The organism is Gordonibacter massiliensis (ex Traore et al. 2017) (assembly GCF_019731765.1).
Taxonomy (GTDB): Bacteria; Actinomycetota; Coriobacteriia; order Coriobacteriales; family Eggerthellaceae; genus Gordonibacter; species Gordonibacter massiliensis.
The window spans coordinates 130318-141405 of the sequence record NZ_JAASIO010000006.1; the positions used below are offsets into that span (position 1 = coordinate 130318).

Consider the following 11088-nt stretch of genomic DNA (forward strand, 5'->3'; position numbering starts at 1 on the left):
TCGTTGGGATCCGCGCGCTAGCGCGCGGCGGGACGCGCGCCCTTGAGGCGCGAACGGGCGGCGTCGGCCACGGAGCGCGCGGCGCTCTTGGCTGCCTCCGGCGCGCTGACGCCGGCCGCCTGGGCACCCGCCTGCACGACCGACGAGGCGAACGGCACGGCGGAGGTGGCGGCGCGCCCTGCGGCGCCTTTGACCTTCGTCGCGGCCGAGCGGGCAACGCCGGCCACGCGGCCGCCCCGCGTCGGCGCGACGGCGTGGGCCGGCGTCGAGGCCGGCTCGTCGGCGCACACGACCTCGCGGGCGTCTTCCGCCAGCTCCACGGCCTTGTCGCGCGCACGGGCCACCACGCCCGCCAAGCCGGATATGCTGCCGCCCTCCTCGAAGTACTCGATGGCGGCACGGCCCATGGCCTGGGTGCCGGTGTAGCCGATGGCGGCCTTCACGGCCCAGCCGAGCGCCGGCACGAGCGCCACCACCTGGCGCGCCGCCGAGCGCAGCGCGAACGCGCCGCCCACTACGGCGGCGAGCTCCTTCACGCGCTCCATGCCCATGGGCTCGCCGTAGGCGGCGGCTATCTGCAGCAGCATCTTCGCCTGGTTGAGCGTCATGATGGGCATGTCGGCGCCGGGGATGAACACCACGAGGCCGATGCCGGCGTTCTGCACGGCCGTGGCGTTCACGGCGTCCACGGACAGGGGGCGGCGCACGAACGGGAACGCGAGCGCGAACGCCAGGCGCTTGTCGTGGCACGCGGCGATGATCCACTCGCCCATGCGGCGGTCGAGGGCGGCCGCGGCGCGCTCGTCGAGCACGTAGGGCTCGTCGGCGTCGTCGGCAGGCGCGCCCTTTGCATCGGCCCCCGCCGCGGCGGGCAGGGCGCGGGAGGAGCGCGGCGGCGCAGGGGGCGCCACCACGTCGGCGTACGGGATGGGATGGCCTTCGGACTGGGCGATCTCGCGCACGAGCGAGGGCATGGTGGTGGCCACCATGACGGGCACGCCGGCGGCGCGCAGCTCGGCGGCGTGGGCGCCCACCTCGAGCAGCAGCCCCGCCACGATGACGGCCATGTCGTCGCCGGAGTACGGTGCGAACGGACGGCCGTCGAGGTACGTCATGGACACCCGCGCATGCGGGCTCGCGCTGGCGAACGCGCCGCGCACGCGCGCGACCACGTCGCCCGGAGCGCTCTCGTCGATGTACACGCTCACCGACAGCGGCGTGGTGCGCGCCTCGTCGATGTTCGTCGCCTCGTCGATGACCGCCTTGACGTCAACGGGTAGTTGCATAACCGTCCTTCTTCCCGATCGCAGTGTTATGGGCCCACACCGAGCCTACGAGGCCCAGCATGATGAAGTTCATTATCGTGCCCGTTGAACCGTAGCTCATGAACGGCAGGGGTATGCCCGTGATAGGCATGAGACCGCAGGTCATACCTATGTTCTCAAGTATCTGGAACAGCCACATGCCAACGACGCACATAACGATGAGCAGGCCGAACAGATCGCCGGCGGAACCGGCTATGCGGAAGCTTACCAAAACGAGCGCCACGTACAGCGCCAGCAGCACCGCTACACCGAAAAACCCGAGTTCCTCGGCCAGCACGCAGAAGATGAAGTCGGTGGGCGCCTCGGGCAAGATGCCCAGCGCGTGCTGGGAGCCCTGCAGGTACCCTTGGCCGAACAGGCCGCCCGAGCCGATGGCGATCTGGGCCTGCTGGAGGTTGTAGCCGTTGCCCGTGGGATCGAGCTCGGGATCCAGGAACACGAGCAGGCGGGCGCGCTGGTAGTCTTTGAGCAGCTTGTACTCGCCCGTCGAGTTCTTGATGACCTCGTCGAGCGCGAACGCGCAGACCACGGCCACGATGCCCGCCGCCAGCGTGACGAGCAGGAACTTCGGCCGCGCACCGCCCACCACGAGCGCCACCGCGCCGATGAACAGGTACACGAGCCCCGTGCCCAAGTCGGGCTGCGTCATGATGCACAGAAACGGAATGAGCATGATGCCGAGCGCCTTGCAGTACTCGCGCACGTCGTCGAGCCGGCCGCCGTAGCGCGCCATGACGCTCGCATCGAGCAGGATGACGGTGATTTTCGCGAACTCGCCGGGCTGGACCTGCGGGAGAGGACCCAGCTTGATCCACGATTGAGAGCCCATGCCCGCATCGGTGCCGAGGCCCGGGATGTGCGGCAAGAGGATGAGCACGACGTTCACGATGAGGAACAGCGTGGTGAACTCCGACAGGCGCCGGTAGTCGAAACGCCAGAGCGCGATCATGAGCACGGCGCCCACCGCCACCAAGGCGGCTTGGCGCGAGAAGCTGTAAGCGGGGTCGCCTTGAACGGCCGAGTACACCACCACCAGGCCGTAGCCCGCGAGCAGCGCCACCACCACGATGAGCGGCAGGTTCAGCGAGGGGAACCTGCGCGAGCGCGTGGCGTCGGCGACGGCCTTGTCGGGCATCTTCACCGAATGTATCTGCGGCGGTTGCGCCATGGTGCCTCCTCCCTAGTCCGTTCGCCCGGTGGAGCCGGACGTCTTGAGTTCCTGCGACTTGCCGGTGGAGCCGGCGACGGCGGCCACGTCGGTGAGCTCGCCCGCGTCGGCCGCGAGCGCGGCGGCCAGCACCTCGATGCCCAAGGGCGCGCCCACGGCCGAGCCGCCGCCGCCCTGCTCCACGACGCACGCCACGACGTACTTCGGGTCGTCGTAGGGCGCGTAGCAGGCGAACCACGCGTAGTCTTCCTTGCCGGCCACCTCGCCCGTGCCCGTCTTGCAGGCCACGGTGGCGGGGTCGAGGCCGAACTTGTCGAACAGCGCGACGAGCTCGGCGTTCTCGACGGACACGCCTTTGAGGGCGTCGCGCATGATGGCCAGGTTCTCGGGCTTCACGTCGGGCGTGCCGGTGACCACGGGATCGAACGCCCTAACCACCTCGCCCGCCGAGTTCCGCACCTCTTTGAGCAGGTGCGGCTTCATGAGGTTGCCGGTTGCGATGGCCCCGTAGGCCACGGCCACCTGGATGGGCGTCACGAGCACGTCGCCCTGGCCGATGGCCATGTTCGTGTTGAAGCCGCCCTTCCACACCGCTTCGGCGGGAACGTTCCGATAATACTCGGCGCGCCATTCCGGCGTGGGAATGCGGCCCGCCTCCTCGATGTTGCCCAGATCGATGCCCGTCGTCTTGCCGAAGCCGTACTTCGCGATCTCGTCCTGCATGGCGGTGTCGCTGATGGAGCCGCCTTGGGACTTGCTGGCGTCGAAGAACTGCTTGCCGATGTCGTAGAACACGACGTCGCACGAGTTGACCACGCCGCCGCGGAAGTCGAGGATCCCATGGCCGTTGTGGTTCCAGCACAGCTGTGGCTGACCGGTGCCGAAGCCGTCCCACGAGCCCCCGCAGTCCCACGTTTTCTTCGTGTCGGCGAACCCGTAGGCCAGCGCCGCCAAGCCCGTGAAGGCCTTGTACGTGGACGCGGCCGGGTACGTGCCCGAAACCGCGCGGTTGAGCATGGGATGGTACGACTCGTCGGTGTTGAACAGCTCCCAGGTGTCCAGCGAGATCGACCCCGTGAACGTCTCGGGCGAGAACGTGGGGTAGCTCGACAGCGCCACGACGCCGCCGTCGCGCACGTCCATGACCACCGCGGCCCCGGCGCAGCCCTTGCCCGTGCCGATGACGCCGTTCTCGGGCGCGATGAGCGCGGCCAGCGCGCGGTCGCACACGTACTGCACGGGCGCCTTGATGGCGAGGTACACGTCGGAGCCGCGCGAGGGCTGCGTCTCGCTGGCCACCTCTTTCACGTTGCCTTCGGCGTCGGCCACGACCGTGCGCTGGCCGTGGTCGCCCGCGAGCAGGTCGTCGTAGACGCTCTCGACGCCCGCCCTGCCCACCGTGTCGCCGAGCTCGATCTCGCGGCCGTCGGGGACGGCGGCCAGGTCGTCGGCCGTCACGGCGCCCGTGTAGCCCACGGCGTGCGCCGCGAGCGCGCCGTAGGGGTAGTCGCGCACCGTGCGCGTCTGCACGGCCACGCCGGGGAACGCGTCGGCGTGCTCGGAGATGAAGGCCACGTCGCGCAGGCGCACGTCGCTCGCCACCACGCGCTGGCTCTGCGCGCCCGACGTGGCGTCCTGGATGCGCTGGCGCACCACGTTGTACGGGATGCCCAGCACGGTGGACAGGCGCTGCACCACGTCGCGGTCGTCGGCCACGTCGGCGTCGGCCAGCACGGTGAGCGACGAGCGGTTCTTCACGATGGCCACGCCGTCGGCGTCGTAGATGTAGCCGCGCGGCGCGGGCGTGGGCACCACGGTGAACTTGTTCTTCTGGGCGGCGCTCGCGTACGACTCCGACGACAGCACCTGCATGCTCCACAGCTTCGCGCCCAGCGACCCGAAGATGGCGGCCGCGAGCACGCCCATGGCCAGAAAGCGGGACTTCAGCCCCTCGGAGGCCGCCTTCGACGCGGGCTGCGAGGAGTTCACGCGCGGAGCCGGGGCGCCGCCGCCCGCGCGGTGGCCGCCCTTGCCCAGCGACGAGGACACGCCCACGTTGCCCACGGAACGCACGTCCTTCTTCTGGCCGGCGTAAGGCGTCTTCGTGCGGCTGCGCACGACGAACACCACGATGATAAGGGCGATGGCCGCCACGAGCGTGACGGCGGTTGCGATGATGGCGGCGATCACGAGGCGGCCCCTAGCGCAAGCGCGGCGTGCCGGGTTGGGCCGGGGCGGCGCCCGCGAGGACGCGCGCGGCGAGCGGATAGAGCACGAGCCCGATCACGCAGTCGTACAGCGCGCACGGCAGCGCACGGTACACGAACGCGTCGAGGGCGGTGGCGTCGAACCCCAGCGCGAGCAGGAACGCGCCGTAGAGCGCCTCCACGAGCACGGTGGCCGCCACGAAGATGACGAGCGGCATGAACAGCGTGTCGTTGTCGAGCACGACGAAGGCCCGCGAGGCCAGAAACGAGATGAGCACGAGCAGGAACGCCATGGCACCCACGGGGCCGCCGGACACCAGGTCGAACACGAGGCCCAGCACGAACGGGAGCACGGGGCCGGCCGCCGTCGGGCGCACGATGGCCACGAGCAGCGTGTAGGCCACGATGAAGTTCGGCATGGCCGAGAACAGGGCGATGTTGGGAGCCACGACGATCTGCAGGATCACCGCCACCACGGCGCCCACCGCAACCGCCACGCTGTCGCGCGTCACGTTCATGCCTCGTCGCCTCCTTCCCCGTCTCCGCCGTCGGCCGTTTCGGAACCCGCCGTCTGCCCGCTCGCCTGCGGCGTCGAGCCCAGCGCGCCCTCGGAGTTCAGGCCCTTGACCACGATCACCTCTGAAAGCGAGGCGGCCTTGTCGTTCGGCGTGACCACGATGCGGCCCGTGGCGTTGCCCTTGTCGGCGTCCACCCGCACCACCGTGCCGATGATGAGGCCGCGCACGTAGCTGCCGCCCAGACCCGACGTCACGATCACGTCGCCCACCTGGGGCATGTTGGCCTCGTCCACGTCCTCCAGGTACAGCAGGCCCTCGAGCGAGCCGCGCACGATGCCCTCGCCGCGGTTTCTCTGGATGATGGCCGCCGCGCCCGACTGCGAGTCGGTGAGCAGGCGCACCTCGGAGGTGCGGGCGTCGGCCTTCTTCACCTGGCCGACGACGCCGGTCGACCCCATGACGGTCATGCCGCTCTCCACGCCGTCGTCCGTGCCCACGTCGATGGTCACGGTCTGGTTGTACGCCTCGATGTTCTTGCCCACGACGCGCGCGGCCACGCCGTCGATATCGTAGGTCTGCTTCATGTCGAGCAGCTCCTGCAGGCGCTCGGCCTCCAGCTTGTACTCGTCGGCCTCGGCCAGGCGCTTGCGCAGCGCCTCGTTGCTCTCGCGCAGGCCGGAGAGCGTCGACTCGTCGGCGGTGAGGTTCTCGATGCCCTCGCCGGCCGACGTCATGCCCGCGTCGACCGCGGCGCCCGCGAACTTGAAGGGCGCGGCAACGGCGCCCACGGCGCCCTGCACCGTGTGCAGCGGCCCGCTCTCGCCCTCGCGCGCGTACAGCGTGGCGAGGGCCAGGGAGGCCGCGAGCAACACGACGAGCAGCACCCGCTTCGCCGATGCCGATCCGCTCTGTTGGAAGTTGAGGGCCATGCGGTGAGGGGCGCTGCCTTACTTCGACCGCATGAGCGTCTGCTTGAGCGCCGTGGGCGTCTCGAGCACCTTCAGGCACCCGGTCACGACGTTCGTGAGGGCCGTCTCGCTCACCCACACCGGAATCTCCAGCTTGTCGGTGAGGTAGCGGTCCAAGCCCGAGAGCAGGCCGCCGCCGCCGGTGAGCAGGATGCCGTTCTGGATGATGTCGGACGCGAGGTCCGGGTTCGTCTTCTTGAACGTCTCCTTGATGTGGATGACCATCTCCTCGCACGGGCCGATGAGCGCGGCGCGCACGTCCTCGGACTGGATGGTCACCTCCTTCGGCTGCTCGGTGATGACGTCCTGGCCGGAGATGATCATGTCGCGCTCGCGCCCGTCCTCGAACGGCAGGATGGAGCCGATCTTGATCTTGATGATCTCGGCCGTGCGCTCGCCGATCTTGATGCCCAGCAAATCGCGCAGATGCATGGCGATGGCCTCGTCCATGCGGTTGCCGGCCAGGCGCAGCGACGAGGACGTCACGATGCCGCCGAGCGAGATGACGGCCACTTCCGTGGTGCCGCCGCCGATGTCCACCACCATGGAGCCCGTGGGCTCGGTGACGGGCAGGTCGGCGCCCATGGCCGCCGCCATGGGCTCCTCGATGAGGTAGGCCTGGCGCGCGCCCGCCTGGATGGCGGCCTCGAACACCGCGCGCTTCTCCACCGAGGTGGCGCCGCACGGGATGCAGATGACGATGCGGGGCTTGGCCTGCCAGGGGTACTTGCGCACGGCGGCCTTGTTGATGAACGCCGACAGCATGGCCTCGGTCACGTCGTAGTCGGCGATGACGCCGTCTTTGAGCGGATGCTCGGCCGAGAACGCCTCGGGCGTGTGGTTGATCATGTTCTTCGCCTCATGGCCCACCGCGAGCACGCGGTGCGTGCTCTTCTCGATGGCCACGACGGAGGGCTCGTTGATGACGATGCCCTCGCCCGTGATGGCGACCAGTGTATTGGCAGTCCCGAGGTCGATGGCCATATCCGTGGACATTTGGCCGGTCAGCCCGGAGAACGCGTCTAAAAAGGACATAGAGGCAAACCCCTTGAGTCTCGATTCCAAGTAAACACGCATTCTAGCACAGGCGTTGCTTCGCTGTGGAAAATCCACGAGGGGCACACCCGGCCCGGTGGCCGGTGCGGGCGGCCCCTCAGGCGCGCTTCGCGTCGGCCTCGAAACGGCTCATGAGCTCCTGCTTGTCATGGACGTCCAGCTTCGCGTACACGCGCTTGACGTGCGCCCACACGGTGTTCTCGGAGATGACGAGCTCCTCGGCGATGAAGCGGGCCGAGCGCCCGCGCGCCAGGTAGCCCAGTATCTCGGTCTCGCGCTTCGTCAGCCCGTACGTCTCGGCGTAGCGCCCGAGGCAGCGCTCGAACGCGGCCTCGGCCTCGCGGGGCGCCGGTTCGGGGGACGTCGGCCCGGCGGCCGCGGCCCCCTCGCGCGCAGGCTCCGCGTCGCCCCGGCCCCGCCGCAGCACCACCATGAGCACGACGGCCAGCGGGTAGATGGCGGCGAACGCCAGCAGCGTGAGCAGCGACAGCCCGTAGTCGGCCGACACCGCGCCGAGCCCCACGCCTATGGCCAGCCCCACGAGCAGAAACAGGCTCGAAGCCACCATGTACAGGCTGGTAAGGAGATAGCTCGACACGCCCAGGCGCCGCGATTGCTCGACGATGAACAGCAGGAACACCATGCCGCACACGTCGTAGCACGTGATCATGACCGTGCCGGCCACCGGCCCCAGAAAGCCGCCCAGAAACGGCAGCAGCGACAGGATGACCAGCATGCAGGGGAAGCACACCTTGTACACCGACACGGGGTCGAGCCGCTGCACCATGAGCATGGCGACGAGCGCCGTGATGGCCGTGGACGCCGCCAGCGGCACGCCCATGTTCACGTCGCCCACGATGTGCTCGAACGACGATCCCAGCACCGAGGTGTGCAGGATGCCCACCACGCCCACCACCACGGCCAGGCACAGATACGCGTGGAACAGCGTGAAGCGGTCCTTGCGGTCGGCCACGAGCACGCGGCTCTCGGGCGGCGGCCCCAGGCGGCCCTTCGCCCAGGCGAGCACCGCGGTCGACACGAGCAGAAACGCCACGGACACCGCCGCCACCGGCAGCGCCGGAACCAGCAGCAGAAGCGACGCGAGCACCGCCTGCACGATGAGCGCGCACACGATCTGCACGATGGCCGCCGACGTGTCGCCCTCGGCGGCGAACGCCTCGAGCCACGCCGCCATGAGCACGGTGAGCGCATAGCCGCAGAGCCCCCCGAGCAGCAGCGTGGCCGCCCAGGCGGGAAGGCCCGACAGGGCCCCGGTCGACCCCAGCAGGAAGCCCGCGCACAGCGCGACGAGGGCGGGTGTCTGGCGCAGGCTCCACGGAGCGATCCTCCCCGCCCGCACGAGCGCGATGATGACGACGGCGGTGACGATGGTGGCCGCGGTCATGGCGAACATGAACCCGAGCTGCGAGACGAACCCGACCGAGGTGGAAACCGACCCCATGGCCGTGATGTAGGCGAGCGACGTCGCCGTCTTGCACAGGCCGAAGCCCGCCGCCAGCGCGACGGAGAGCAGGGCCGCATCCTTCGTGCGCATAAGCATCCAACCTCCCGGTACCCATTGTAAACGTTCGCGAGGGCCCGCGCGGCGTCAACCGCGATCCGAAACCTTTTGACGATTGCACTCGCAAGCCTTTCATCAGGTGTTTTCCAGAAGATAACCGATAATCGGTGATCTGTTGGGCGCGCGCTGGCGCGAAGTTCGCCGATTATCGGTCACGACAAGGGTGCCCCGGGCGCCCATACTGGCCGCAGGGTCCGGGCAGGACGCGACTCCTCGCGCAGGGCCCGGAGCACGACGGATCGGATCACGGAGGGAGATCGACATGGAACTTGATCGCAGGAGCTTTTTGAAGGGGTCGCTCGCGTTCGGCGGCGCGGCCGCGCTCGGGCTGGCCGGATGCGCCGCGCCCAAGCAGGCCGACAGCGCCAAGAAGGACCAGGGCGGCGAGGCGAAGAAGAGCGTGCCGGACAGCTTCACCGACGGCAAGTGGACAGGCTCGTCCATGGGCCACGACGACGAGCTGTTCGTGGAGGTGACCGTGGCGCAGGGCGACCTCGCCGGGGTGCGCGTGCTGCGCTGCGACGACACCATAGGCATCGGCTCGGTGGCCGCGCCCCTCATGGCGGCGAAGATACTCGAGTCCAAGAACCTGGACGTGGACGCCGTCTCGGGCGCCACGACCACGTCGATGGCCGTGCAGAACGCCGTGAAGGACGCCATCGAGAACGCCGGCGGCAACGCGAAGGACTTCTCGAAGGGCGCGGTCGCTCCCTCCGGAGGCGTCCCGCAGACCGCCGACGTGGACGTGGCGTTCATGGGCGCCGGAACCGCCGGCCTCGTAGCCGCCACGCGGCTGCTGGAAGCCGGCAAGAAGGTCATCCTGTTCGAGAAGCAGGACATCGCGGGCGGCTCCATGCCCATGACCTATTCGGGCGTGGCCGCCGCCGAGTCGCAGCTGCAGGCGAACTACGCGCTCGGGCGCATGGACGACAACCCCATGTACAACAAGCAGGCCATGCTCGGCGTCATGCAGAAGTACCTGGTGCCGGAAAACGACCGCTTCGACGGCGCCATGCCCTACCAGACGGCCATGTACTCGAACTCGGGGCAGCTCGTGGACTGGATGCACGACATGGGCGTCGGCTTCTACAGCCTGGGCGTGAACAAGGCCTACGGCGTGACGCCGTACCTGGCTCCCGGCTGCTACATGGGCGGCTGCGGCTATGCCAAGGAGTTCCTGGTCGACCGCATCGGCGCGCTGGGCGGCCAGATAGTCTACGGCACGAAGGTGACGAAGCTCGTGCAGGAGGCCGACGGGCGCGTGAGCGGCCTGGTGGCCGAGGGCAAGGACGGCTCGACCTGGACCGTCACGGCGAAGGCCGTGTGCCTCACGTCGGGCGGCTTCGCGGCGAACCAGGACATGATCAAACAGTACTACCCCCAGTACGCCGACTACAAGTTCAACTGCGCGCCCGGCTCCACGGGCGACGGCATCGAGTTGGGGCTCGCGGCGGGCGGCGCCGTGGAGTGCATGGGCCGCGAGCTGGGGGCGTTTTTGTCCACCACGAACCAGGCCGGCTCGAACTTCGAGATAGCCTTCCTGTACCAGACCACGCCCGGCATCATCGTGAACGCCTCGGGCAAGCAGTTCGGCAACCTCATGTCCGACAACCACGGCATGCTGGGACGCGGCCTCGTGGACGAGGCCAACGGCGGCAAGTTCTTCTACATCACCGACGAGTCGGGCCGCATCACCACGAACAAGAACGAAGCCTACGCCATGGACACGTACAAGTGCCTGGAGCATCGCGGCGACATGGTGCACTACGCATCCGTCGAGGAGGCGGCCGAGAAGCTGGGGCTGCCCGATCTGGCGGCCACCATCGAGACGCACAACGCCCACGCGCTGGCCGGCGAGCCCGACGAGTTCAAGCGCAAGAACCTGCCCTACCTCGACACGCACGACGGCATCTGGGTCGTGTCCTGCATACCCACGTTCTACCTGACCACGGGCGGCCTCGCCATCGACACGGCCGGCCACGTGCAGAAGGAGGACGGCACGGCGGTGCCCGGGCTGTACGCCGCCGGCGACGTGTGCGGCTCCATCGAGGAGAAGGACGGGCGCCCCTACGCCATGGGCTTCGACGCCGCCATGAACTACGGCTACCTCATGGCCGAGACGGTGAAGGGCGAGATCTAACCGAAACGACCCCCTCCCGCCGAACCTCCCCTTCCTTCCCGGCGGGAGGACCTCCCACGCAGGGGCGGGGGGGGGGGGGGGGGGGGGCCCCCGCGGGGGGGGGGTTGTGGGGGGGGTTGGGGTG

Annotated in this window: 8 protein-coding genes; 1 reads left to right on the top strand and 7 read right to left on the bottom strand. The window is 69.1% G+C overall.

The window, feature by feature from the left end; translation table 11 throughout:
- Positions 1-17: 17 nt before the first annotated feature.
- The 7 genes from HCH03_RS08850 to HCH03_RS08880 form a co-directional block, all read right to left on the bottom strand.
- The gene (locus HCH03_RS08850) at positions 18-1286 is read right to left on the bottom strand and encodes a YcjF family protein (RefSeq protein ID WP_246599892.1); all 1269 of its coding nucleotides are present in this window, start codon (positions 1284-1286) and stop codon (positions 18-20) included.
- Entirely contained in the window at positions 1270-2493 is a 1224-nt protein-coding gene (rodA, locus tag HCH03_RS08855; protein WP_221689214.1) for a rod shape-determining protein RodA, read from the bottom strand. Before rodA ends, HCH03_RS08850 begins: the two co-directional genes overlap by 17 nt.
- A gap of 12 nt (positions 2494-2505) precedes the next feature.
- A complete protein-coding gene (gene mrdA, locus HCH03_RS08860) occupies positions 2506-4683 on the bottom strand; it encodes a penicillin-binding protein 2 (protein ID WP_221689215.1) in 2178 nt (725 codons plus the stop codon).
- 10 nt (positions 4684-4693) lie between these two features.
- On the bottom strand, positions 4694-5218 hold the full coding sequence (gene mreD / locus HCH03_RS08865; RefSeq protein WP_185906411.1) for a rod shape-determining protein MreD: 525 nt from the start codon (positions 5216-5218) through the stop codon (positions 4694-4696).
- Positions 5215-6147, bottom strand: coding sequence for a rod shape-determining protein MreC (mreC, locus tag HCH03_RS08870; RefSeq protein ID WP_221689216.1), 933 nt, complete (start codon positions 6145-6147; stop codon positions 5215-5217). Before mreC ends, mreD begins: the two co-directional genes overlap by 4 nt.
- A gap of 18 nt (positions 6148-6165) precedes the next feature.
- The gene (locus HCH03_RS08875; RefSeq protein WP_080142680.1) at positions 6166-7221 is read right to left on the bottom strand and encodes a rod shape-determining protein; all 1056 of its coding nucleotides are present in this window, start codon (positions 7219-7221) and stop codon (positions 6166-6168) included.
- A gap of 118 nt (positions 7222-7339) precedes the next feature.
- Positions 7340-8797 (bottom strand): helix-turn-helix transcriptional regulator, encoded by a 1458-nt coding sequence (locus HCH03_RS08880; RefSeq protein ID WP_221689217.1) that lies wholly within the window; start codon positions 8795-8797, stop codon positions 7340-7342.
- Positions 8798-9086: 289 nt separating this feature from the next.
- Here HCH03_RS08880 and HCH03_RS08885 point away from each other — a divergent pair, with 289 nt between their 5' ends.
- On the top strand, positions 9087-10964 hold the full coding sequence (locus HCH03_RS08885; protein ID WP_221689218.1) for an FAD-binding protein: 1878 nt from the start codon (positions 9087-9089) through the stop codon (positions 10962-10964).
- Positions 10965-11088: the final 124 nt, after the last annotated feature.

Bases quoted from the DNA above. Each gene is read 5' to 3' on its own strand.
- HCH03_RS08850 (WP_246599892.1), bottom strand. From the start codon at position 1,286: ATGCAACTACCCGTTGACGTCAAGGCGGTCATCGACGAGGCGACGAAC.
- rodA (WP_221689214.1), bottom strand. From the start codon at position 2,493: ATGGCGCAACCGCCGCAGATACATTCGGTGAAGATGCCCGACAAGGCC.
- mreD (WP_185906411.1), bottom strand. From the start codon at position 5,218: ATGAACGTGACGCGCGACAGCGTGGCGGTTGCGGTGGGCGCCGTGGTG.
- mreC (WP_221689216.1), bottom strand. From the start codon at position 6,147: ATGGCCCTCAACTTCCAACAGAGCGGATCGGCATCGGCGAAGCGGGTG.
- HCH03_RS08875 (WP_080142680.1), bottom strand. From the start codon at position 7,221: ATGTCCTTTTTAGACGCGTTCTCCGGGCTGACCGGCCAAATGTCCACG.
- HCH03_RS08880 (WP_221689217.1), bottom strand. From the start codon at position 8,797: ATGCGCACGAAGGATGCGGCCCTGCTCTCCGTCGCGCTGGCGGCGGGC.
- HCH03_RS08885 (WP_221689218.1), top strand. From the start codon at position 9,087: ATGGAACTTGATCGCAGGAGCTTTTTGAAGGGGTCGCTCGCGTTCGGC.